The 21,647-nt window shown below is 38.9% G+C and carries 26 protein-coding genes; 23 read left to right on the top strand and 3 right to left on the bottom strand.

Annotated elements, in window-relative coordinates; translation table 11 throughout:
- The 4 genes from PBT90_RS16565 (at position 1) to PBT90_RS16550 (ending at position 3,597) form a co-directional block, all read left to right on the top strand.
- Positions 1 to 681, top strand: coding sequence for a hypothetical protein (locus tag PBT90_RS16565; RefSeq protein WP_270130141.1), 681 nt, complete (start codon positions 1 to 3; stop codon positions 679 to 681).
- A gap of 76 nt (positions 682 to 757) precedes the next feature.
- Positions 758 to 1,066, top strand: coding sequence for a hypothetical protein (locus PBT90_RS16560; RefSeq protein WP_091692320.1), 309 nt, complete (start codon positions 758 to 760; stop codon positions 1,064 to 1,066).
- 268 nt (positions 1,067 to 1,334) lie between these two features.
- A complete protein-coding gene (locus tag PBT90_RS16555) occupies positions 1,335 to 2,357 on the top strand; it encodes an AAA family ATPase (protein WP_270130137.1) in 1,023 nt (340 codons plus the stop codon).
- A 205-nt stretch (positions 2,358 to 2,562) separates the two neighbouring features.
- Positions 2,563 to 3,597 carry a toprim domain-containing protein gene (locus PBT90_RS16550; RefSeq protein WP_270130134.1) on the top strand — a complete coding sequence of 345 codons (1,035 nt, stop codon included), beginning with the start codon at positions 2,563 to 2,565 and terminating at the stop codon, positions 3,595 to 3,597.
- A gap of 79 nt (positions 3,598 to 3,676) precedes the next feature.
- Here the strand turns inward: PBT90_RS16550 and PBT90_RS16545 are convergent, their stop codons facing one another.
- Positions 3,677 to 4,579, bottom strand: a complete 903-nt coding sequence (locus tag PBT90_RS16545; RefSeq protein WP_264811456.1) for an IS3 family transposase — start codon at positions 4,577 to 4,579, stop codon at positions 3,677 to 3,679.
- Positions 4,504 to 5,025: a transposase gene (locus PBT90_RS16540; RefSeq protein ID WP_264807667.1), complete on the bottom strand. Its 522-nt coding sequence runs from the start codon at positions 5,023 to 5,025 to the stop codon at positions 4,504 to 4,506. Before PBT90_RS16540 ends, PBT90_RS16545 begins: the two co-directional genes overlap by 76 nt.
- Positions 5,026 to 5,265: 240 nt before the next feature.
- Between PBT90_RS16540 and PBT90_RS16535 the strand changes: the two genes are divergently transcribed.
- From PBT90_RS16535 to PBT90_RS16525, 3 genes are all read left to right on the top strand, one after another.
- On the top strand, positions 5,266 to 6,576 hold the full coding sequence (locus PBT90_RS16535) for a HEPN/Toprim-associated domain-containing protein (protein WP_270130132.1): 1,311 nt from the start codon (positions 5,266 to 5,268) through the stop codon (positions 6,574 to 6,576).
- Positions 6,577 to 6,728: 152 nt separating this feature from the next.
- On the top strand, positions 6,729 to 7,841 hold the full coding sequence (locus PBT90_RS16530; RefSeq protein ID WP_270130129.1) for a ParA family protein: 1,113 nt from the start codon (positions 6,729 to 6,731) through the stop codon (positions 7,839 to 7,841).
- A gap of 1 nt (position 7,842) precedes the next feature.
- Positions 7,843 to 8,529 (top strand): RelA/SpoT domain-containing protein, encoded by a 687-nt coding sequence (locus tag PBT90_RS16525; protein WP_270130127.1) that lies wholly within the window; start codon positions 7,843 to 7,845, stop codon positions 8,527 to 8,529.
- 58 nt (positions 8,530 to 8,587) lie between these two features.
- Here the strand turns inward: PBT90_RS16525 and PBT90_RS16520 are convergent, their stop codons facing one another.
- Complete coding sequence (locus PBT90_RS16520) at positions 8,588 to 8,974, bottom strand: helix-turn-helix domain-containing protein (protein ID WP_270130125.1); 387 nt, start codon at positions 8,972 to 8,974, stop codon at positions 8,588 to 8,590.
- 619 nt (positions 8,975 to 9,593) lie between these two features.
- On the opposite strand from PBT90_RS16520, the gene PBT90_RS16515 reads away from it, so the two are divergent.
- The 16 genes from PBT90_RS16515 to PBT90_RS16440 all read left to right on the top strand — a co-directional run bounded on the left by PBT90_RS16515 (position 9,594) and on the right by PBT90_RS16440 (position 21,647).
- On the top strand, positions 9,594 to 10,163 hold the full coding sequence (locus PBT90_RS16515) for a GNAT family N-acetyltransferase (RefSeq protein ID WP_270130122.1): 570 nt from the start codon (positions 9,594 to 9,596) through the stop codon (positions 10,161 to 10,163).
- A complete protein-coding gene (locus PBT90_RS16510) occupies positions 10,160 to 11,080 on the top strand; it encodes a helix-turn-helix domain-containing protein (protein ID WP_270130120.1) in 921 nt (306 codons plus the stop codon). The genes PBT90_RS16515 and PBT90_RS16510 overlap by 4 nt, the downstream gene beginning before the upstream one ends.
- Before the next feature lie 152 nt (positions 11,081 to 11,232).
- On the top strand, positions 11,233 to 11,598 hold the full coding sequence (mobC, locus tag PBT90_RS16505) for a plasmid mobilization relaxosome protein MobC (RefSeq protein WP_270130118.1): 366 nt from the start codon (positions 11,233 to 11,235) through the stop codon (positions 11,596 to 11,598).
- Positions 11,595 to 12,914, top strand: a complete 1,320-nt coding sequence (locus PBT90_RS16500) for a relaxase/mobilization nuclease domain-containing protein (protein ID WP_270130116.1) — start codon at positions 11,595 to 11,597, stop codon at positions 12,912 to 12,914. The genes mobC and PBT90_RS16500 overlap by 4 nt, the downstream gene beginning before the upstream one ends.
- Positions 12,915 to 12,924: 10 nt before the next feature.
- Positions 12,925 to 13,572 carry a ParA family protein gene (locus tag PBT90_RS16495; protein WP_270130114.1) on the top strand — a complete coding sequence of 216 codons (648 nt, stop codon included), beginning with the start codon at positions 12,925 to 12,927 and terminating at the stop codon, positions 13,570 to 13,572.
- Positions 13,551 to 13,901 carry a hypothetical protein gene (locus tag PBT90_RS16490; RefSeq protein ID WP_270130112.1) on the top strand — a complete coding sequence of 117 codons (351 nt, stop codon included), beginning with the start codon at positions 13,551 to 13,553 and terminating at the stop codon, positions 13,899 to 13,901. The genes PBT90_RS16495 and PBT90_RS16490 overlap by 22 nt, the downstream gene beginning before the upstream one ends.
- Positions 13,898 to 14,269 (top strand): hypothetical protein, encoded by a 372-nt coding sequence (locus PBT90_RS16485; protein ID WP_270130109.1) that lies wholly within the window; start codon positions 13,898 to 13,900, stop codon positions 14,267 to 14,269. The genes PBT90_RS16490 and PBT90_RS16485 overlap by 4 nt, the downstream gene beginning before the upstream one ends.
- A complete protein-coding gene (locus tag PBT90_RS16480) occupies positions 14,266 to 14,586 on the top strand; it encodes a DUF4134 family protein (protein ID WP_270130107.1) in 321 nt (106 codons plus the stop codon). The genes PBT90_RS16485 and PBT90_RS16480 overlap by 4 nt, the downstream gene beginning before the upstream one ends.
- 60 nt (positions 14,587 to 14,646) lie before the next feature.
- Complete coding sequence (locus tag PBT90_RS16475; protein WP_270130105.1) at positions 14,647 to 14,952, top strand: DUF4134 domain-containing protein; 306 nt, start codon at positions 14,647 to 14,649, stop codon at positions 14,950 to 14,952.
- Entirely contained in the window at positions 14,952 to 15,236 is a 285-nt protein-coding gene (locus tag PBT90_RS16470; protein ID WP_264807648.1) for a DUF4133 domain-containing protein, read from the top strand. The genes PBT90_RS16475 and PBT90_RS16470 overlap by 1 nt, the downstream gene beginning before the upstream one ends.
- Complete coding sequence (locus tag PBT90_RS16465; protein WP_270130102.1) at positions 15,233 to 17,740, top strand: TraG family conjugative transposon ATPase; 2,508 nt, start codon at positions 15,233 to 15,235, stop codon at positions 17,738 to 17,740. Before PBT90_RS16470 ends, PBT90_RS16465 begins: the two co-directional genes overlap by 4 nt.
- The gene (locus PBT90_RS16460) at positions 17,737 to 18,402 is read left to right on the top strand and encodes a hypothetical protein (RefSeq protein WP_270130100.1); all 666 of its coding nucleotides are present in this window, start codon (positions 17,737 to 17,739) and stop codon (positions 18,400 to 18,402) included. Before PBT90_RS16465 ends, PBT90_RS16460 begins: the two co-directional genes overlap by 4 nt.
- On the top strand, positions 18,399 to 19,052 hold the full coding sequence (locus PBT90_RS16455) for a hypothetical protein (RefSeq protein ID WP_270130098.1): 654 nt from the start codon (positions 18,399 to 18,401) through the stop codon (positions 19,050 to 19,052). The genes PBT90_RS16460 and PBT90_RS16455 overlap by 4 nt, the downstream gene beginning before the upstream one ends.
- Positions 19,049 to 19,717 (top strand): hypothetical protein, encoded by a 669-nt coding sequence (locus PBT90_RS16450; RefSeq protein WP_270130096.1) that lies wholly within the window; start codon positions 19,049 to 19,051, stop codon positions 19,715 to 19,717. The genes PBT90_RS16455 and PBT90_RS16450 overlap by 4 nt, the downstream gene beginning before the upstream one ends.
- The gene (locus PBT90_RS16445; protein WP_270130094.1) at positions 19,714 to 20,496 is read left to right on the top strand and encodes a TroA family protein; all 783 of its coding nucleotides are present in this window, start codon (positions 19,714 to 19,716) and stop codon (positions 20,494 to 20,496) included. Before PBT90_RS16450 ends, PBT90_RS16445 begins: the two co-directional genes overlap by 4 nt.
- Complete coding sequence (locus PBT90_RS16440; protein ID WP_270130092.1) at positions 20,493 to 21,647, top strand: plasmid transfer protein; 1,155 nt, start codon at positions 20,493 to 20,495, stop codon at positions 21,645 to 21,647. Before PBT90_RS16445 ends, PBT90_RS16440 begins: the two co-directional genes overlap by 4 nt.

Raw genomic sequence — 21,647 nt, 5'->3', positions numbered from 1 at the left:
ATGCAAAAGAAAACCAAGCTGGCTATCAAACATTACTATGGCAAGGAGCTGGAAAAGATTGGTAAATCTTCCACCGGATTTCCACTGTACGTCATGGTTCGATACAAGAATGTCAAAACCAAATTTGCTTCTAGGATCGGGATGAAATTTGTAAAGGATCATGATGGAGACCTTAGTGCTCTAGACCGTGAAGTATCCAGAGTAATAGAGGAGGAGGTCAACTATATTGAAATGCTTCGCGATTACTTTGAGGATTCTTTGGAAGTAGAGTTTATTCCATCTATGATAGTAAATGATGCCTATGAAAAGATAACCTTGGAAAGGATCGTTGACTATTTTGATTCCATTTTTGAGGACAGAGAGGTAAAGGAGATCCTTTGGAATATCAATCAGGATTTAGCTGAGTTGTATGTAGTGGCTGGACCAGTTCGGTTCTTGTCAGCTTTACGTCATCTTGATTTGGAGCTTTTTAGTAGGATTATGAGTATCCCTGCCGTCAAGGAAGTCTTTGATTACTATTTAGAGTACAAGTCTCTTAATTGGCCTGAGGTAACTAGGTTGCAATTCAGGATGGCAGATGACGAAGGTGAAGGAGTATCTTCGAAATTAAAAAAATGGCTGAATGAGAAATTTGATACCGAAATGCACCATTTCTATCATTTGAAGCCAATAAATATTTAATTCTTTAAAAAATAGGACACGAGTGACCGATTTTATATTTTTTGTCTATATTTGAGTAAATCAAACTCAAAACAAGATGAATCAAGACACTTTTATTCCGTTCTCAGCTGTTAGCCAAAAATGGCTTGAAGAAAAGTTTAACAAGCTGGAAGAAAAAATCGCAAACATGAGTTCGGGGGATTCCGACAAATCAATCAAAAACGAATGGTTATCACTTCAGGAATTTATGGAGGCTACAGGTGTGAAATCTCATTACTCCATTTCCAAAATGGAGTCCGTTTCTGAATCTAGGGGAGAGGAATTTCGCTCCATGTTCAGAGGGAAAAGACGCTTTATCCACCAGAGAGAGGTGGAAAGATTTTATGCTGGAGAGTTTGAAAATTAAAAAGGAAAGGACGGCCATCCTTTCCTTTTGTTGAAAAAGCCAGTGGGCAGTTCCAAGTTGTCTTTTAACCTTCTGTTATTAAAAGTGTGTACTAAATTGGTAAAACTTTCAATCAAAGTCAACTTAGGCAAGACTGATCTCCCAACTTTTTCATCTCTCCCGAATCAGCGCCAACTCTTGGTGATCAACTGATCTAATCAATTTATTCTTAAATAATTAATAGCAGCATTGGGAAATAATGTTGCCTGGAATCTTAATGCCAAAAAGTATGACTTCAGTAAATCAAAAATCTAATTTAAAGGCTCCCAAAAATGGTGAATTTTTAACCATCAAATCCGCGAACCAGTGGATAGACGAAGCCAAAAGTAAACCAATTCCCAAAAAGATATTTGGCCCATTTTGGTATGAAGAAGAGCTCTGTATCCTCTTTGCCGATACGAATCAGGGTAAATCTCTACTTGCAGTTCAAATCATCGATAGTGTGACAAAAGGCACTTCAACGTTAGGCCTCGAAATGGAACTTCCTGAATCCAAAGTAATTTACTTTGACTTGGAATTGACAGCCAAGCAATTTGAAATGCGATATGCCCAACACGATAGGGATAAAGACATCTTGTTTGACCATTTCGAATTCAGTGAGCACTTTTTAAGAGCTGAAATCAACCCATACGGGTATGATGAATCGGTAGAAGATTACGAATCCTTTCTCTTTCGTGAGATTGAAAGCCAAACTACTGAGTCCGGGGCAAAGATCCTGGTGATCGATAATCTGTCCTGTGTCATTTCTGACAATGAAAAAGCAAAAAATACTACTCCGTTTCTGATTCGGCTAAACAACCTAAAGAAGATGTATGGCTGGTCGATCTTGTTGATTGCTCATACTCCCAAGAGGAATTTGTTCGCTCCCATCAGTAGGAATGATATTCAGGGAAGTAAGAGTTTTATCAATCTTATTGACTCCTGCTTCGCAGTAGGCGAGAGTCAAAAAGATCCTTCGATAAAATATTTGAAACAGATTAAAGTCCGGTACGGAGCATTTCAATTTCCTTCAGAGAATGTAGTGGTCTGCAAAATCGGCAAGGAGTCTAATTTCAGTTCTTTCAAATTTTTAGAATATAGCAAAGAGTCAGAGCATCTAAAGCACTTCGATGCAGCTGATAAAGCCCAAGTAAAGAATAAAGCTTTTGAACTGAAAAAGAATGGCTATTCGAATGTGAAAATCGCCATGGAATTGGGTGTATCAGAAGGAGCCGTGCGAAAGTGGTTGAAACAGGCTGAAATCGAGGAATAGTCGGATTCGAACGAATCGTACTGTACGAGGGGTACGAGGGGTACGAGGTGTACGAACCGTACGAATTCCTATACCTCCTACCCTTCTTATTCTTTTTGATGTATTTCTGTCAAATGTCAGCAAAAGAAAAAAAGCTAATGATTTCAAGTGGCTGTAAATCAACTGTCTTTTTCAACTAATCAAAACACTTAAACACAAAACAACCATGAATTATTCTGATTTAAAACATGAAGCAAGTCGAATCAAAAGGGACTTCTCTATTATAGATTACTTTCAGGGCTTAGTGAGTGCCGGAGCACTGAAATATGAAGGGATGCAAGGAAAGGAGCATTTCTTTGGTTTTCTTTCACAGAGGACCGGTTCCATTGCAGTGGATCATCGAACCAATGTGTGGTATGATCATGCTGCAGGAAGAGGAGGTGATGTTTTGGAAGCTGTTCAGGTTTTCGAAAATAAAACCTTTGCCCAGTCAGTTGAGCAACTTTCTGATTTGCCAACAGAGAGAACAGGGGTTCCAAAGAATAAGCCTAAAGCTGCTCCAAAGATTAAGATTGAAAGTGTGAAGAAGGTTTCTCATCCAGCTTTGGTCAATTACATACGAACCAGGGGGCTAGAGCCTGATGAGATTTCCAATTTTGCTAAGGAAGTACATTGGGAAAATAAAGGGAAAAAGTACTTCGCTGTCGGTTTTCCCAATGAATCTGGTGGATGGGTGCTTAGATCTTCCATTTTCAAAGGGAATATTTTAGGAGGAGGTATTTCTATCCAGATTCTTGGAACTCCTGATAGGATCAAAATCTTCGAAGGTTGGTTTGACTTTCTGAGTCACTTGAAATTGTCAAGAGCAACTGATTTCAAAGCCATTATTTTGAACAGTACTGCCAATTTAAAATTAAGTCTGATCCTGGATGTTTTGGCAGAATATGAGGTGGTGGACCTTTATTTGGATAACGATGCCACCGGTGAAAAGTACACGAGATTTTTTATGAAAGCAGCCCAACTATACCATTATTGCCGTAACAATGCAATTTCTACTGATTGGGACTTGAAGATGCTAAAGGGTAGCAGAGATAAATTTGAGAAGCTGATATCGACTCTCGAAATTAATCCTAGAGATGTTGAAGTAATATGGAGATTTCAAACAGAAGTCACCGATCAAAGGTGTCGATATATGGGATTTGAGGATTTGAATGAGCTTTTGAAGTCTCATGTTGTCACTGGAAATCAAATTAGACAGTGATTCATTCAGTTTTTCTCATTTTATATACAAAAATACCCAGTACTAGACTAGCCCCAGATTTTTGGACATTTTTTTCTTGTTATGTTGAATTTAGTGAATGGATTCGATAACTCACTGGACTCATTCCATTCAGGTTTAATCGGATTCTTTTGTGATTATAATAATGGATGTATTCTTTGATTTCTTTTTTCAGCTCATTGATTGAATTGTACTTTTTTAGATAGAACAATTCACATTTAAGGGTTCCAAAGAAATTTTCTATTATCGCATTGTCCAAGCAATTTCCTTTTCGGGACATACTTGGGACAATGTTCTTTTTGTGTAATGTATCCTGATACAATTTCATTTGGTAGTGCCATCCTTGGTCTGATTGCATAATTACCGGTTTTTCCTTCGCAATAGGGCGTTCCACTTGCTCTAACATATCAATTACAGGCTTTAATTTGGCATTTTCTGACATGGTATAACTGATGATCTCTCCATTGAACATATCAATGATCGGAGACAAGTAGAGTTTCTTGTCAGTGACTTTAAACTCCGTAATATCGGTAGCCCATTTTTCATTTGGCATAGAAGCTTTAAAGTTGCGTTCTAAAAGATTTGGAGCGACTTTACCCATTTCCCCCTTATAGGATTTGTATTTTTTTGTCCGAATCAAACTCTGGATTCCCAATTCCTGCATCAATCTCAAAACTGTTTTATGGTTGAGAATCATGCCTTCGTTTCTAAGTTGAAATTTGATGCGCCTGTAGCCCATTCGCCCTTTATGTTCCTTATAGATCCTGGAAATAGCCTTTTTGGCTTCCAGATATTTATCCGGCTTTCTGGATTGTTTTATGTGATAATAAAAGGTACTTCTGGCCATCCCAGCATGCACTAACAGATCTGATAATGCATGAGACTGCCTTAATTCCTGGATGACTTCCGCTTTTCTTCTTTCTCTTTGTCGGCTTGAATTAAGGCATGGAGCTTTTTTAAATATGCATTTTCAGCTCTCAGGGAAGCTAATTCCTTCAGGAGCTCTTCTTCCTTGGTTTTGGGCTTTTTGATTCTTTTGGCCATGGGAAATTTTGGTTCACTTTGTTTCCTTGCTAAACCTTCAGAGCCTTTTTCATCATAAAGAGCTATCCATTTGACCAAGGAACCAGGACTTCGAATATTAAACTGAATACAGGTCTCCAATAAAGATAACGACTTCTTTCGCATGGTCTCAATAGCCTTGACCTTGAATGCAGGAGGATATTCTCTATTTGAAATAGGCATAAGGCCCATAATTCCGTGTTTTTGATACAAGAGAACCCATTTACGAATAAGAGATTTATCAACTCCTAAATCCTGACCTACTTTAAATACTGATCGCTTATCGTGGATCACTTGATCAACTGCCTCTTTCCTAAAGAGGACAGAATACTTCTTTTTACCTTTCATAAAATTGCCTTCAAATAGTGTCTAACTTTTTGGGGCTATTTCAGTACAGGGTATTTTTTTTGTTTGGAATAATCCTTTTCTTGATGGTGCCATTTATCTAAAATGTCTTTTTAAAGTAGAAATGAGATAAGTATGGGTGTCAAATAAATGGGAAATATCACCAACTAATTAAGGATATCAACCCATAATGGAGAGATATCTCCTTTGGGAATATACAATAGTTGGGGGTAACTAAAAAAGATGGGGTCATATTGTGAATTATATATTTCAAAATTTCCAATAGCAACTACAAAAAATGAAGTTGACCCATTCCTCCTATCTGTATTTCAACCGGAGGACTTGGTTGAATTTGATAGAAAAGTAGGTGATCGTTTTAAGCTACTTTACGGAAGGGATGACGAGGCTGAAGAAACCGAAAGAGCTATTCAATATGTAAGTACTGCTAAAAATCTCAAGGACAGACTAAATGTAATTGGGTTTACAATGAATAGAGTTGAAGAAGCTTTTGAGAACTCTAAAGAAGAATCAGTAGAAAGACTCAAGGAATGGTTGGCAGACCCGAACTTCAATAGCAGTGAATCAATGACCAACAGGTTAAATACAGAATTAGAACTTCTGAATAATTCTAGCTTGTCGGATTTTTTAGAAGCCTCAAAAGAAATCATTGAAAATGAATATGGGTTTTCTCCTGATGAAAAAACTCCTATTTCCAAGAACCCTGTTGTTAATTATCTACTTGAAGAACGATATGGACTTGACAAATTCCCCTACGATTATGACCAAAGAACATTATTAAGAGCAATATTAGAACTCGCCAAACCTGATGAGAAAGTAACCTACGATATTACTGAGTTAGTTGAGGCAGGATACTATGAGGACGAACCTGAATCTGTTTATGACGAAGTAATTGAGGCCGTTACTTATGACTATGAAATAGGAGATAAATTTCTAATCCTAACAGAGGGCTCTTCCGATATCCAAATTCTTAAAAACTCCCTCGAATTGCTTTACCCTCACTTAGCAGGATATTATTCATTTATGGATTTTGGTATATCAAATGCCTCTGGAAGCGCAAGTTCACTAGTTGCAAGCATAAAATCCTTTGTTGGTGCAGATATACGGAATAAAATTATTGCACTATTTGACAATGATACTGCTGCAGAATCTGCGATTCGAGGACTCTCAAAAACAAGAATTCCAGAGAACATTAGAATCGTACAATACCCTCCTTTTGATTTTTTAGAAGATTATCCAACAATTGGCCCTACGGGAATAACAACAATGAATATTAATGGACTTGCTGGTAGCATTGAAATGTATCTAGGAGAGGATACTTTAACTGATAAGCAAAAACTAATTCCGATCCAATGGAAAGGCTTTGATTCCGCATTAAAAAAATATCAAGGTGAAATTGTAGATAAAGCTACAGTTCAAAAAAAGTTTGATAAGAGAATAAAAGCTTGCAAGTCAAACCCGGAATTAATGCAGAATTATGACTGGACAGGAATTGACCAAATTTTGAAAATGATTTTTGAAGTATTTAATAAATAATTACCCCCAACAAAGTGCAAAAAATAGCGCAGGTTGACGGCCAAACGAAAGGTTAGGGCCAATCAGCCAGCTTTGTCTTCGGCCGACATTTAAGTACTTTTAAACGCGCCAATTTTTTGCACAAACCGGTAGCTTTCATTAAAAAACAAAATATGAAAATAATATCGCTATTTAATAATAAAGGAGGAGTTGGAAAATCAACTTTGGGATATCATTTAGGCCACGCCTTGAATGAAATTGGAAAAAAAACGTTGATGGTAGACCTTGACCCTCAATGTAACCTTACAATCTGCGGAATTGATACAGAAGAACTACATAAGATTTGGCTAGAAGAAGATGAGTTCGTGGATGATTTCGAAAAATTCAATGCGAACAATGAACTTCTTCAAAAACCAAGAAGTATTCATTTTCTTTTAAAACCAACAGAAGACGGTTTAAGTGATTTTGATATTATTCCACCACCAGTAGAATTGGCACAAAACCTCCATTTAATACCTGGCAGACTTTCGATTCATAAGTTTGAAAACAAACTCGCAGAAAGATGGAGTGGAGCATATCAAAGTGATAATCTCGCAATTAGAACAATTACGAAAATTCGTGAAATATGCAATTTATATTCTGCAAAATATAACTACGACTACATCATAATAGACACTTCACCTAGTTTAGGGATTTTAAATAAGACAATTATATCTACGGTAGATGGTTTTTTCATTCCAGCACAACCTGATATGTTCAGTCTTTACGGAATAAGAAACATTGGTTCATCTTTAAACCTTTGGCAAAGAGAATTTGAAACAATTTATAATCTAATTTCATCAGACAAACGAACCAAATTCCCCGAAAAATTTGTGCAATTTCTTGGTTACACTATATACAACGCTAAAAAATATAGCACAGATAAAAACGAGTATGACCTAGCTCAAGCACATTTTTCTTATGTCCAAAAAATACCAGAAGTTATCAAGGAATTCATCAAAGAATCAAATCGAGTTCATTTATCAAAGGAACAAATTGAACAGCCAATTGGGGGTGATGCTGTTATTCACTCACATAATACCTTTCCTTCTGTTGCTCAAAGTCTAAATTGTCCTATGTGGGAAGTTCCTGATAAGTATTCCAACCTCTATAAAAACAACAGAGATTGGTTAATCGAAAGGGAGATTGAACCCATCAATCAAGGAAGTTATGGACGATATAGAGAAACCAAGGAGAAATATATCGCATTTGCACATTCCCTTATTGAGCGCTTAAATAATTTGTGATATGAATAAATTTGATGAGGTATTAGCATTTTATCAAAACCCTACGACTCAATTTCAACTTGAATCATTCAGGAAAAGAGTAAAGGATTTCTTTGAAAACAACCCTGCATTTAGTGATCATTTATCAGTTGTTCATTCTGTTAAGTCCAGATTAAAGGATGTAAATCATTTAGAAGAAAAATTAGTCCGAAAGGAAAGTGAAAAGGGGAAGGAGATTACTACGGACAACTTGTTTAATGAAATTACAGACTTGATTGGCGTTAGAGTACTACACCTATATTTTGACCAATTTGGAATAATTCATAATGAAATAATGAAGCAGATTGACAATGGTGAATGGACTTTATATGAACCACCAAAGGCCTATACATGGGATCCAGATATGTCTGAAGAATTCGAAAAACTAGGCATAAAATCCAATCGAAAAGATAGTTACACAAGCGTTCATTATGTTATTAAGCCAAATCCAAAAGAAAATGTTTTTTGTTGTGAAATTCAAGTAAGAACCTTATTCGAAGAAATTTGGGGCGAAATTGATCATTCTATTAACTACCCTGTAAAAACAGATAGCATTGCCTGCGCTGAACAATTAAAAGTATTGTCTAAGCTAGCATCCACAGGTACTAGACTTGCGGATTCAATTTTCAGAAGTCATATTGACCATAAAAAAACGAAAGCTGACAACTAGGTTTTCGTTGCGCGCCTAGCAAAAATAAGTAATTCGATGTAGCCAAATACTGATCCATCTACCCCTTTCCAAACCTCTCCTCCAAAGTCGCTATTATCTTGAGTTTGGAATCCAGAAGTTCACGGTAAAGTTTGTTTTCAGCGTTGAGTCGTTCGATTTCTACTTTTAGGTTTTCGATCTGTTTTTGGTCATCAGCAAATCTTTCAGGACTCCATTCCTCATTTGGGATGGTGGAGTCCATCATTTCTCCTTCACCGCTTTCCAGCCAAGTTAAGTTCACATTGTGCACCTGCTTCAGCATGATTTTTATTTTGCCGGAGACATTGTTTTTACCTCTTTCAATATCTGAATATCCAGCCTGCGTCAATCCTATGGATGCACCAAAATCCACTTGGGTCATACCTAAAAATTTTCGGATGATTTTTATTCGCTGATTTTCAGTCACTAGTAGTCAGTTTTTACTTTTTTTAAAGCTATATAATTTTCAAAAATATCGCAAAACCATATATTTGTATATGTAGATATATTCACACGGAATAGTCAAGTCTGCATCTACATATTATCCAATTTCTGTGATTTATCATGATCAGAATCCATTTGAATTTGGAGAAAAGAATAGGTTTTCTTTCTTCCAGTTTACGAAATGGCATTATTTGGCAAATATATGCTTATAAGTGTATTTCGAAACTGTTTTACTGTATTTCTGAGATTTGGTATGTCTGGATATACAGATATATATTCAGATATAGGAATATCTAGATATATTATGAAAGAAGTGCAAAGCTTCAAGTCAATAATCTTAAGAGTTGGAATTCAATTTTAAACTTTTATGGTTTTGCGATACGGCGACGGCTTTTGAACCGTTGAACTAGTAACAGGATTTTTGTAGAAAATGAGGGCTAAGGCATCCTTTGCGTGTGCCATGCAAGTTGTGTATTTGTGACACAAATTCTGACGAATTTTTCTCCCAAACACGAACTTGCCCTTTTAGAGATTCTTGGCAGAATCATCCAAAATGGAGGGATTTCACCTCGCAACTCGGTTAAATTTTAAAAGACTTATTCATGAGAAAATTCATCGAACAGGATCGGAAAAAAATCATCAACATTTTAGTAGAGTCATTTAAAGGGAATAAGTCCGTGGACTTTGTAGTCGGGCAAACTGAAAAAGGAAGGAAAATTCTCATGGAGTACAGTTTAGAAAACTGTTTGGAAAATGGGGAAGTATTTGTTTCTGATTCCGGTAATTCTTGCGCTTTGATTAAATATTCAGATCAGAAGAGCAAGCCCTTTAAATTATGGGTTTGGGATCTGAAATTGGCCCTTCAAGGAATTGGAATACCTAAAATCCCGCAAGTGCTAAAACGGGAATCAAGCATTGAAGAAACTCAGCCTAAAGAACCTTTCCTCTATGTTTGGTTTATTGGTGTAGATCCAGAAAGCCAGGGAAAAGGAGAGGGCTCCAATCTCATGAATTCTATTCTGAACATGGCAGAAGCAAGGAATCTACCAGTCTGTTTGGAAACATCAACTGAGCGCAATTTCAAGTGGTATGAGGAATTGGGATTTTCAGTTTATTCCTCTTCAAATCAATTTGGCTTCTTGTTTAACTTTTATAGAAAGGATTTGATATGACCGTATTCGGCTCAGATATGCATATTGTGACGTTTATTTTCGTAGTATGCGAGGTATTATTTTTCGTATCGCAATTGGTTTTTTACCTCCAAAATCCTGCTGATAAGAATCGTAAATATTATCTGATTTTGTTGGGGTTATTGATTCTTTACAATATTACAGGAGGTTTATACCCAGATCCAAATTTGCCATTTTCTGAAAAGGTTCAATTAAATCTTGCCTATGGATCTGGCTTTGTGATGGGAGCTTTTTTTCCATACTATTTCTACCGGGTTTTTGGTTTAGATGAATTGAAATGGGATTCCAAAGTAGGCATATGGATTTTCCTTATAACTCCATTCGTCTTATTCTTTTTGATAGGTCTTCCTTTGCTTGATGATTTGCCTTTCACCATTTGGTACGGCTTGGCAATTCCATTGGCCTATGCCATTTACCTAGATGTCAAAATTTTTCTTTGTATAAGGAAAAAGTTCAAGGGCACACAAAATCCTGTGGAAGCGGTTTTGACATATATGGCAATGTGTCCTTGGGTATTGCTACCTGTATTTAGCTATGTAGATGCATCTCAACTTTTTGAGGTTTTATGCACTAATATTGGTTTTATCATCATTACCTTTTTGTTTATAAGAAATAAGATTTACGAAAACAGAAAGGCTTTTGAAAAATTGAATGGATTTGATCAGAAGACTCAAATTGATCAAAGTGCTTTTTTCAACCAAAGGTGTGTGGAATTGGGGTTGACCAAAAGAGAGTGCGAAGTTGCGGAACAGGCAGCTCAAGGTTTGACAAGCAAAGAAATCGCAGATATACTTTTTATTTCAGAAAGAACGGTAAATAAACACCTTCAGGCGATTTACAAAAAATCTGAGAGTAAAAACCGGGTGGAATTGATCAACTCGCTAAACGCTTATTCATAATTCAAATATTTGGGTGTAAACCCGCGCTCTAGGCATATATGCGTATATATATTTCTATATACGCATATATGCCTATTTGTCATTTTTGCGCATTTCTAGGTATTTTTTTTCACCGCACAATTCCAATTCTTTACTCCTGCTAACACGCAGCCATGAAAGAGAAAAGAGAGAATCTTTCTTGGGTATCTGTCAGGTTAAAACCGGAGATCTATACCCGATTGAAAGAGGAAAGTCAGTCACTAAAGATGTCATTGAGTCAATTGATCAGGATAAAGCTGAGCAGCGAAGATGCCAAAATCATTGACCTCACTGGACTCTTGAATTCAATTGAAAAACTAGTCTCAGAACAGGCTAGGGTGAACAATAATATCAACCAATTGGCAAAACATGCCAATACCTATAGGGACAAAATTTCTCCCTCTGTTTTTAAAGATCATACCACGCTAATGTCAAAGCATATCGAGCACCGAGATTTTATGAACAGGCTTTTGAAACAAATCTATCAAGCAATCAGATGAGGGCTAAAATTCTTTCCAGCACGAGCAGCTTTAAGGGCGTGACCTACAACACCAATAAAACCCAAAATGAAAAAGGGGAACTGATGAGGTTGCTCAATTTTGGGTATCTCCAGGACACCAAAGAAATAGGTCCGAATGAGGTGAAGAACTTTTTGATTGCTCACTCTAATCGAAATTCCATAGTCAGAGACAAGCAGTTTCATGCCATGATCAGCTGCAAGGAGCGAGAATATATAAAAGAGGAGCTGACTGATATTGCGCATGAGTGGGTAGATAAAATGGGCTATGGGCAGAATCCGTTCCTGATAGTTTTTCACAAGGATACGGCCAATAACCATGTCCATATAGTGTCCTCAAGAATTGATAAGGAAGGAAAGAAGATCAATGATTCTTTTGAAAAAATAAGAGCTCAGGAAGCGATCAATGAGATCATGAGATTGAATCCAAAACAAGAGGCAAATAGAACAACTGATGCACTTCAAGAATTCAGATTCAGTACAAAAGCTCAGGGAATGATGCTCTTAGAGAATCTTGGATACAAGCTCAAGGAAACGAATCAACAACTGGAATTGATCAAATACGGATCGGTCCAGGGGCGAATCCCTATTTCTGAAATTAATCAAAAGCTCAAGTCCTATGTATTGGATAAGACTAGGGCAAATCAGCTAAAAGCAATTCTGGATAAGTATTCCAAAATCTACAAAACTGACCCAATTCCATTATTTGAACCGAAACACGGGAGTGTATCAGCTAAGCATCTTGGTTATCGCTCGGATTTAGGGGATTTCCTTTCTGCCAAGTTTGGTGTTCAATTGATTTTTCATGGAAAGGATGCAAAGACACCTTACGGCTATTCACTGATAGACAATGCCAATAAGATTGTGTTCAAAGGAAGTGAGGTATTTCCAATCAAGCGCTTGCTTGAAGCGGAAGGGAAACAGCAAGAATTTCAAACTGACAAGTCCAAGGCAATTAATCTCATTGAAGGTAAGGTAAAGCTAAGATCAGCATTCAATGACTTTTCCACTATCCAGCAAGGACTAGAGCATCATTCACTAAGGTTTGATCGGAGAGAAGGAGATACTTACCTGAATACCTCACAAGGAATTCTTTCCACCAAGGATATTCTTCAGTCAAAGCAACTACAGGCTTTGGACGAGTATTTAGCCCTATCCGAGGAGCATTCTTCAGGACAAAGCCAAGACGAATTCGACTTGATACCCATACTACATGTAGCCAATGACGAAGATGATGAGGCTGCCCACGGAAGGAAAAGGAGGAAAAAACGCAATGGAGACAATGAAATCACCAGATAAAAAAATAACCATGATCATTCTATTTGCCAATCAGAAAGGAGGCGTCGGTAAAAGTACCTTGGCAGCACTCTTTTCCAACTTTTCAGTCCAAAAGAAGAATAGGAAGGTGAAAGTCATCGATATGGATTTTCAGCAGTCTTTGTATAACAAGCACCTTAATTCTGACCTGTTGGAAAATGAGAAGCTGTATGAAGTAGAGCTATCGAAAATTTCAGGTTTCCGGAATATCAGCAAGGTAGCAACTCGGAATCCAAACCTGCTTACTGTCATTGACCTGGCAGGGACGATGGATGATGACAATCTGGTACAGGTTTTTAAAGATTCAGGGTTGATCATATGTCCCTTTTGTTACGATGAATACAGCGTGACAAGCACTTTTGAATTTTGCTATGTGGTCAAAAAGATAAACCCGGAGAGCAAAATCATTTTGATTCCAAACCGAGTGAAAACTTCGGTGAAATATGAAACGCTGGACAGCGTCAATCAGGCACTCAGCAAGTTTGGGGAATTGACCGCACCGGTTTCGGATAGGATTGATTTTCAAAGAATAACTACTTCCTATTCTCCAAAAACATTGGATCCAATTCTCGACCCAATTTTCAACAAAATTTTTAATGACTACATAGACGAATCCTCATGGGAAGTGGAAACTATATAAACAAACTAGTACAAGGAGTTCGAGGCGAAATCCCTACCTCTGGGGAAGAAAAAATGCCAGAATCCATCAACAGTGGAAAGGTAGAAAAGAAGGAGAGGGATCCAGAAGTGGATGAGCTACTAGAGCGAATTCGAGACTATAAAGTAAATGGAGAAAGCCGGAGACTGATACGGATGGATTCTAAAATAGAGGATGTCTTCAAACACGTGAATTACCTGTTTGGGATCAAGGTCACCTCTCTAGTGAACTATGTATGCAGGGATTTTCTGGAAAACAATCCTGAACTGGTCAACGAAATCAAAAAATCACTAAATCAACTAAAGCTATGAATTGGACAGACTTCTTTCTATACCTAGCTCTTTTCTATGTTGTGTACTATGCAGTCAACGTCGTCTTTGATGTATTAAGGACACCGCATCGTGCCAAATCTCAGGAAAGGCCTTCTTATGCATTCCAGTCAGATCTATCAGAATTTGACGAAAAGCCAATGGTCGTTGAGGAGGAAGATTTTGTAAACAAATCAACTCCAAAATCTGAAAAACCCGCTTCAAATAACGCAGAGGGAAAAGAGGAGAAAATGGAATTCAAGGAGACAAATCCTGTCAAGTCAACGGGCGGGGTGACTAACCTAGATTGCTTGTTTGCTTTGGCAAAAGAGAACTCAATCGAAATGAAAAAGAAAGTAGTGTTCTCATGAAGCCAATTCATTTTCTCTTTTGCTCCCTGTTAATTCTCTCTTTGCCTAGCATGGAATTGTTGGCGCAGACTCCTCCGGGCGTGGAAGAATTCCAAGAGGTAGAATCAGATATGGGATCTTTCTACATCGCATTGTCAAGACTATCTCTTGTTACTGGAGCTATCTCAGGGTTACTGGGAGGCCTACGGGTTTACAACAATTGGCAGATGGGCCGACATCATATTGATGTCCAAGTGATCAGCTGGTTTGGAGCATGCTTGTTTCTCGCAACTGTCAGCTTTTTTCTTGGCGGACTTTACGGAGTTCCACTTACCTAAAACTTTACAACCAATTCAATATAGTCCATGAAATATTTTCTTACTAAAACCACAAATATCATGTTCAACAGAATTACAAAAAAGATCTCAAGTGCCTTAGCAATGGCCATTGTTTCAATTTCTGCACATGCCCAGGGAGTCCAAGGCATTACTGCAGCTGAATCCTCGCTATTGACCTATGTAGATCCCGTCGCAAGTCTTTGCCTGGTGATCGGTGCAGTGGTCGGGATTATTGGAGGTTTCCGAGTGTACAGCAAGTGGAACCAAGGCGATCAGGATATCAACAAAGAGTTGATGGGATGGCTGGGGTCCTGCATTTTCCTAGTACTGGTGAGTGTGGTCATCAAGGCGTTTTTCGGTGTCTAATGGCTAAGCAATTTCCAATATATAAGGGGCTTCAAAAACCCCTTATATATCGTGGATTTCAAGGAAAATTTATCGGATGGGGAATTGCCTCATTGATCATCGGAGTCGTGCTGGGTGGAGTTATCGGAAGTTTGACCAGCATGATAGCAGGAGGTATAATCACAATTTCAGCAATAGTATTTGGTCTATTGGTTACTTCTCAGCAACAAAAAAAGGGACTGCATAGCAAAACAAGGCATGTAGGAGTGTTCCAAATCGCAACATCCTTAAAACCTAAAAAATGATATTGAAGAATAAAAGGAATGAATTTAAGTTGCCCTACGCAGGTATAGAGACTGAATTCAAAGGATTCCATCTACTTTTTAATCTAAATGGGGATTTCGGATTCATTCTGAAACTTGAAAACCCTGTTGTCCAATATTCAGCAGACCCTTCCAGGTACGATTTTTTTCACCAGCTATATACGAATGTCATCAAAATATTAGGTGAAGGTCATTTGATCCAAAAGCAGGATGTTTTTTCCACTGAAAGCTATCATGAGGATAGTTCAAAGGAGTACCTGCAGCGGAAATATGATGAGCATTTTCAGGGCAGAGAATACGTTTCCCACAATACCTATTTGGTTATCACCAAGCGGTCAAAAGGAAGGTATAGTGAAAAATCAGTGAATGATTTTATTCAATCCATCGGAAAGGTAACAGACCTTTTTGAGCGATCAGGGATTAAATCTAATGCTCTGAATAAAACCGAGATTGACCGCTATGTGAAAAGGATTCTAAGTATGAATTTCTACCAGGATAGAATTGTACTGGACAATTTAGTGCCGGTAGAAAAACAAGTGGAAAGTGGAGATAGGGCATTCCGATCAATTTCACTTGTTGATACTGATAAGGTAGAGCTTCCCGAAACGATAGCGTCCCATTCAGAAAGAAGTGATAAGGATAGCCTCAAAGGATTTCCAGTTGATAACATGGGTTTTCTATTTGATGTCCCAAACTTCCAAACCATTGTTTACAATCAAGTCATCGAGATCGTAGAGCAAAGACCAACCCAACACAAACTTGAAGTCAAGCGAAAGCGGCATTCGGGAATTCCAGATCCTGCCAATGATATGTGTGTCCAGGACATTAACAGGTTATTGGAGGATGTGACAAGGAACAATCAGCTCTTAGTCAATTGTCATTTCAATGTCTTGGTTTCGGCACAGAAAGAGTATATCCAAGGAGCTTGCAACTATGTAGAGTCATCCTTGTTTCAGCAGGGGATTATTGCCAATAAAAATTCCTACAACCAATTGGAGTTGTTCAGGACTGTCCTTCCATGCAATACAGCTGAACTGAAAGTTTACGATTACTTTTTGACCACAGCAGATGCAGCGCTGTGCTTTTTCTTTAAAGAATCACTGAATCAAGATGAAAAAAGCGGTTTTCAGATTCGATTCACCGATAGACAGGGAATCCCCTTGAAAATTGATCCCTCAGATTTGCCCATGCAGACTAATCGAATCAACAATAGAAACAAGTTTGTATTGGGGCCTTCCGGATCGGGAAAATCATTTTTCATGAATGCCCTAGTGGAGCAGTATTGCATGTGGAACAAGCAACCTGATCCTAAGTGGCTGATGGATGTAGTGATCGTGGATACGGGACATTCCTATTCAGGACTGTGTCAATATTACAATGGCAAATACATTACCTATACTGAAGAAAAACCCATTACAACCAATCCTTTTGCCATCACTGAAGAGGAGTACAACATCGAGAAAAAAGACTATCTCCTGACGCTTGTTTCACTTCTTTGGAAGACAGCTGACGGCACCGTTTCACAGGTGGAAGCAGATGTGATCTCTTACACCATTTCAGCTTATTATTCTTCATTTTTCTCTGATGAAGGCAAGATTGATCGGCTTTGCTTCAATAGCTTTTATGACTTTGCCCTAGAGACAATTCCTGAAATTATGGAGCGTGAGCGAATCACGTTTGAACTGGATGAATTCCGATTTGTGCTCAAAAAATTCTACCAAGGTGGAGAGTTTAAAAATCTGCTAAACGAAGAGGTTGACCAATCCCTATTCAACGAATCCTTTGTGGTTTTTGAAATTGACAGCATCAAGGAGCATAAGGTTCTTTTTCCAATAGTGACGCTCATCATCATGGATGTATTTATCCAGAAAATGAGATTTCGAACCAAGTACCGGAAAGCTCTGATCATTGAAGAGGCATGGAAGGCCATCGCTTCTCCCTTGATGGCAGGGTATATTCTGTATCTGTATAAAACGGTGCGAAAGTTTTGGGGGGAGGCGATTGTAGTTACCCAGGAACTTGGGGATATCATCGGGAATGAAGTGGTGAAGGACAGTATCATCAACAATTCAGATACGATTTGCCTCCTAGACCAAACCAAGTTTAAAGACAACTATTCACAGATAGCTTCTTTGCTTTCCATCAGTGAGAAGGAACGAAGGAAGATTTTTACCATCAACCAGCTGGACAACCAGGAAGGGCGTGGCAGATTCAAGGAAGTTTACATTAGAAGAGGGGCTACAGGCGAAGTATATGGAGTAGAGGTTTCGCTGTTCCAATACCTAACCTACACCACGGAAAAGCCAGAAAAATCGGCAGTAGAAATTTATGCCAATGCATTCGGAGGCTATAAAATGGGTTTGGACGCATTTGTAGAGGATTATACTACTTCTAATCTAAGTCTTCATAGTTTTTTCGAGAAGGTTAACAAAGAAGGATGTCCACTCACTGATACATTTCTTTCACCGAATTACCGCATAGCATGATGAGGCATCTTCAACTACTCATATTGCTGCTTTTCTCAGAGACAACTTTTAGTCAGACTGTTTATGTGGACCCGGCTGTTTCGGCTGCTACCGCCGCCCATGCTTTAGTTATAGATTCACAACTTGAGGTGACCAATGAAAGATTGACTTTGATTGAACGGGGCCAGCTAGCAATCACTGGAAACCTGACCATTGTTAATACGATGCAGGACAAAATCTACAAAGGTCTTTCCGAGGTTAGTTCCATTTTGACAAACCTTTCCAATGTCAAGGAAATCGCACGAATGGCGACTGCTATTTCAGGCGATTTAAATGATGTGATGGAATTGGCAGGTGAGAATCCTGCTTTACTTCTGTTTGCCGAGCGAAACGCTACTATGTTTCAACAAAGAGCAACTTCCCTAGCCTTGGAGGTCAGTTCTTTTGTCCTGAAAGGTGGAGAAAATAACCTCATGGATGCCGGAGAAAGATCCAGATTGATCAACCAAATCTTGAATGAAATGGTAATCCTTAGATCCTACACTTACGGCATGTATCGATCCATGTACTTTGCCCAGATGAAGGGAGTTTTCAAGGCCTTAAATCCTTTTCAGGGGTACATCAATTTGGATATCCAACTCGCCCAGGATATCGCCAGAAAAGCCAAAACCCTGCAGCCATGAAAACTTTGATTCTAAGCTTAATTATTCTGTTTGCCAATATCGGGACAAGTCTTGCGCAAACGAATGTTGCCCTTCTTCATCAGTTGGTAGAGGAATCTAAGTCCGAGTACAACTTGCAAAAGGAGGCAAAAGAAAATCAGGGGAAAAATGCCGTCAACGAGGAAGTCAATAACAACCTGGTTAAAACGGTCAAAGAAAAATACAGAACGGTTCAGGAACGATTTGCCAAGCTTTCCATAGTCATCGATGCAATCGGAATAGGTTCAACTGCCGGGCCTTTGGTCAATTCCATCATTGATAACCAACAACAGATCCTGTATTACTGCAAGCAAGATCCTGCTCTCCTCCTTTTTGCCGTCGAGACAGAAAAGCTCTTTGTCCAACGATCCTATTCATTGATGAATTACCTCCTCGGTCTATCGGCCAGTATTGGAGTAATCAACCAAATGAAAGTCTCAGATCGAAGGATTCTTTTTCAGCACATTATTGAGGAACTGAAAGAGATCAACGGAATTTCTTACAACGCTTCCCAAACTCTAAAGCATCATTTGCAGGGAAAATTAGGAGTCAACCCTTATTTGGGATATGTGGCAACAGAAATGGGACTGGTAGAAGAAATCATTCAGAACGCCAAAACACTTGCCAGATGAAAAAGCTCATTTTCTTTTTGCTGTTTATCAATGTCGCTCAGGCATATTCCCAATCAGTGACGGTGGTGTTTGACAGAAACCATTTTGCGATTGTCAATGCAAATGCCGCTATGAGGAATGTCAGCGAAATTGGGTATCACCAAACGCTGGATGTCATCAAGCAAAATACAGATGATATCGTTGTCAATTCATCCAGTTTGGCGATGGTTCAGACGATGATAGTCAAGTCCCTGACTCAGGTCAATGAAGGATTTAAGGATGCAATTCAGGTAAAGATAATTGGTGAGACTGTCCTGGATATCAAATCAATTTCAGCTGAGGCATTCGAGCTTGCCTCTGATAATCCGCTCCTTTTTCTTTTTGTCGAAGAATATACTGCACAAGCTAAATCCAGAAGCATCAACCTTGCTGCCGAGGTGTCAAGCCTGATCCTAAACGAGGGTAATAATCTGCTGATCAATTACAATGTCCGGGACGAACTTTTAGATACTGTCCAGAAGGAACTGCAGGTAATCCGTGCTCTGATGCTTTCCGCAAAAAACAGCATCTATTGGGCGAAAGCCAATGGAGTAATCCGATCACTTAACCCCTATCAATCCTACGTCAACAAGGATTTAGGGCTGATCAATGAAATTATCATCAAGCAGAAAACTCTTACACGATGAGAACCTTACTAACAATTTCAATCATTTTTTGCATATGTCTCAAGAGTCAAGGACAAACTTTAATTAAGGATAAAGCCATTATTGCCCAACAGGAGAGAATGGTTTTCAAGCAATGGGATGAAGACAAGTTTTATCCAAAGACCATCAAAGTTTTAGGAATCCCTATTAACTACTTGTGGTATTCAACTTGGGCATTGCATCCCAATTATCCAGACCTAGACAGAAGACCTTTGTCACCCACCGGAGAGCAGACCCAGAGGCTTGGGTTGGCTGCTGCGATGCAGATCTCTTCCGACTACTACAAACAACATTCGGATACGGTTAAGAATTTGGCTAGTGCAGAAATGGCTCGGATATCAGGTGCACTTTCGGCCTCGGATCCTCTATATCAACTCTATTATAAGAAGGAACTCAAGCCTTTGGAAGATCCTGTTTCCTCAGCTTTCCAAGGAATTGCCCCGGAGGTTGTCGAATACATGACCGACCATGGTGCCTATCAATGGTATCTGGACAACATGGCTTCCCTTTCCGAGCGCTACGGTTTTTCAAAGACCCTGGATATGGAGCGAGGTCAGCGAATCCTAATGTACCACAGGATTATGCTTGAAATGAGGGATATACTTGAAAAATGGCAATATAAGCTGGATATGTCAGCCAATATGCTAGCCTTTCGGAAGCTTCATGAGCGAAAAGCAAGCGGGGAATTCACTATTTCAAATTCGCAGGATGAAGAGGACATAGCCAAAAAAATTGCCAATCAAACCCAAGTCCTGAAATGAAGAAGCTTTTCACCGGAATTTTAATGTTCCTAGGCTTTTCTATCATGGGATTTGCCCAGTCTGGCAACCATGACGAGTACAAGGAGACTATCAGTTACTTGCAGGGAAACAGCATTTACGATAGAGGCGTCATGACCTTTTTTGAAGAAATGAGAGATTACGGCTTTGCCCATTCCGACCCTTTTATCAGGGATGCGCAGACTTTGGCCTGTATTTTCATGCTGATTTTTTTCAGTCTAAAATGCTACGAAATGATGGCAGGGGACAAGAGGTTGGAAATCATGCCGCTTTTAAGACCCTTCGCCTTGGTGATCCTGCTCATGTGGTGGCCAATTTTCTGTCAAATCATTGCTTTTCCCACTGATTTGATTGCGGCCAAGACGGAAGCTCTATTCAGTACTCAGAACGATACCAATAATTCTCTTCGTCTTGATCGTGCCGCCTACATGGTGGAGATGGGTGACCAGCTGGTGGAATACCAAGCTGTAACTGAAATGGCTTCGGATCAGGCTGAGGATTCAGATGAGGATTTGGGAACTGTAATCGTGGACGGAGTAAAAGGGTTCTTTTCAGACCAAATCCTTTCACCGATTATGCAAATGCGGATCAGAATGCAAACCAGCCTTCAATTGCTGGTAACCCAGATTATTGAACTGATTGCAATGTGGATTCTTAGGATTTGCGTCTATATCATTTTCATGATCCAGATCATTTATTCTACTGTGCTGGTAATACTTGGGCCTTTTGCGGTAGTGGTCAGTATCCTTCCGGCTTTTCGGGATGCTTTTACAACCTGGATTGCCCGTTTCGTCTCGGTCAATCTTTATGTAGGAGTCGCTTTTTTGATTCTCTATATCACCGGGAGGCTACAGCAATATGCTCTAGAAGTTGAAATCGACAAGTACGAGTATTTGCTTTCCGCAGGAGGCGGAGTGGATAGGCTTGAAAAGATGGCTTGGTTTGCAGGGAATGGCTTGTTGAGCTTCGGGCTTGTCATCGTCGCTTTTTTCGTCAGTGCCATCGCTATACTGACAGTTCCCTCCATATCCACTTGGATCATATCTACTTCAGGTATTTCATCAGCTGCAACTACTGCAGGAAGAATGGGATCATCCGCTACCAAAACCATTTCCAGAGCTAAAGTAATCTAA

Origin of the sequence: Algoriphagus sp. TR-M9 (assembly GCF_027594545.1) — a bacterium.
Taxonomy (GTDB): Bacteria; Bacteroidota; Bacteroidia; order Cytophagales; family Cyclobacteriaceae; genus Algoriphagus; species Algoriphagus halophytocola.
The sequence above is the reverse complement of the archived record's forward strand: the minus strand, read 5'-3'. Positions and strand labels throughout refer to the sequence as shown.

Excerpts from the sequence above, each read along its gene's own strand:
- PBT90_RS16495 (WP_270130114.1), top strand. The coding sequence starts at position 12,925 with ATGATCATTCTATTTGCCAATCAGAAAGGAGGCGTCGGTAAAAGTACC.
- PBT90_RS16490 (WP_270130112.1), top strand. The coding sequence starts at position 13,551 with ATGGGAAGTGGAAACTATATAAACAAACTAGTACAAGGAGTTCGAGGC.
- PBT90_RS16550 (WP_270130134.1), top strand. The coding sequence starts at position 2,563 with ATGAATTATTCTGATTTAAAACATGAAGCAAGTCGAATCAAAAGGGAC.
- PBT90_RS16445 (WP_270130094.1), top strand. The coding sequence starts at position 19,714 with ATGAGAACCTTACTAACAATTTCAATCATTTTTTGCATATGTCTCAAG.
- PBT90_RS16500 (WP_270130116.1), top strand. The coding sequence starts at position 11,595 with ATGAGGGCTAAAATTCTTTCCAGCACGAGCAGCTTTAAGGGCGTGACC.
- PBT90_RS16475 (WP_270130105.1), top strand. The coding sequence starts at position 14,647 with ATGTTCAACAGAATTACAAAAAAGATCTCAAGTGCCTTAGCAATGGCC.
- PBT90_RS16485 (WP_270130109.1), top strand. The coding sequence starts at position 13,898 with ATGAATTGGACAGACTTCTTTCTATACCTAGCTCTTTTCTATGTTGTG.
- PBT90_RS16515 (WP_270130122.1), top strand. The coding sequence starts at position 9,594 with ATGAGAAAATTCATCGAACAGGATCGGAAAAAAATCATCAACATTTTA.
- PBT90_RS16450 (WP_270130096.1), top strand. The coding sequence starts at position 19,049 with ATGAAAAAGCTCATTTTCTTTTTGCTGTTTATCAATGTCGCTCAGGCA.
- PBT90_RS16555 (WP_270130137.1), top strand. The coding sequence starts at position 1,335 with ATGACTTCAGTAAATCAAAAATCTAATTTAAAGGCTCCCAAAAATGGT.
- PBT90_RS16510 (WP_270130120.1), top strand. The coding sequence starts at position 10,160 with ATGACCGTATTCGGCTCAGATATGCATATTGTGACGTTTATTTTCGTA.
- PBT90_RS16535 (WP_270130132.1), top strand. The coding sequence starts at position 5,266 with ATGGGGTCATATTGTGAATTATATATTTCAAAATTTCCAATAGCAACT.
- PBT90_RS16560 (WP_091692320.1), top strand. The coding sequence starts at position 758 with ATGAATCAAGACACTTTTATTCCGTTCTCAGCTGTTAGCCAAAAATGG.
- PBT90_RS16540 (WP_264807667.1), bottom strand. The coding sequence starts at position 5,025 with ATGAAAGGTAAAAAGAAGTATTCTGTCCTCTTTAGGAAAGAGGCAGTT.
- mobC (WP_270130118.1), top strand. The coding sequence starts at position 11,233 with ATGAAAGAGAAAAGAGAGAATCTTTCTTGGGTATCTGTCAGGTTAAAA.
- PBT90_RS16440 (WP_270130092.1), top strand. The coding sequence starts at position 20,493 with ATGAAGAAGCTTTTCACCGGAATTTTAATGTTCCTAGGCTTTTCTATC.
- PBT90_RS16460 (WP_270130100.1), top strand. The coding sequence starts at position 17,737 with ATGATGAGGCATCTTCAACTACTCATATTGCTGCTTTTCTCAGAGACA.
- PBT90_RS16480 (WP_270130107.1), top strand. The coding sequence starts at position 14,266 with ATGAAGCCAATTCATTTTCTCTTTTGCTCCCTGTTAATTCTCTCTTTG.
- PBT90_RS16465 (WP_270130102.1), top strand. The coding sequence starts at position 15,233 with ATGATATTGAAGAATAAAAGGAATGAATTTAAGTTGCCCTACGCAGGT.
- PBT90_RS16525 (WP_270130127.1), top strand. The coding sequence starts at position 7,843 with ATGAATAAATTTGATGAGGTATTAGCATTTTATCAAAACCCTACGACT.
- PBT90_RS16455 (WP_270130098.1), top strand. The coding sequence starts at position 18,399 with ATGAAAACTTTGATTCTAAGCTTAATTATTCTGTTTGCCAATATCGGG.
- PBT90_RS16565 (WP_270130141.1), top strand. The coding sequence starts at position 1 with ATGCAAAAGAAAACCAAGCTGGCTATCAAACATTACTATGGCAAGGAG.
- PBT90_RS16530 (WP_270130129.1), top strand. The coding sequence starts at position 6,729 with ATGAAAATAATATCGCTATTTAATAATAAAGGAGGAGTTGGAAAATCA.
- PBT90_RS16470 (WP_264807648.1), top strand. The coding sequence starts at position 14,952 with ATGGCTAAGCAATTTCCAATATATAAGGGGCTTCAAAAACCCCTTATA.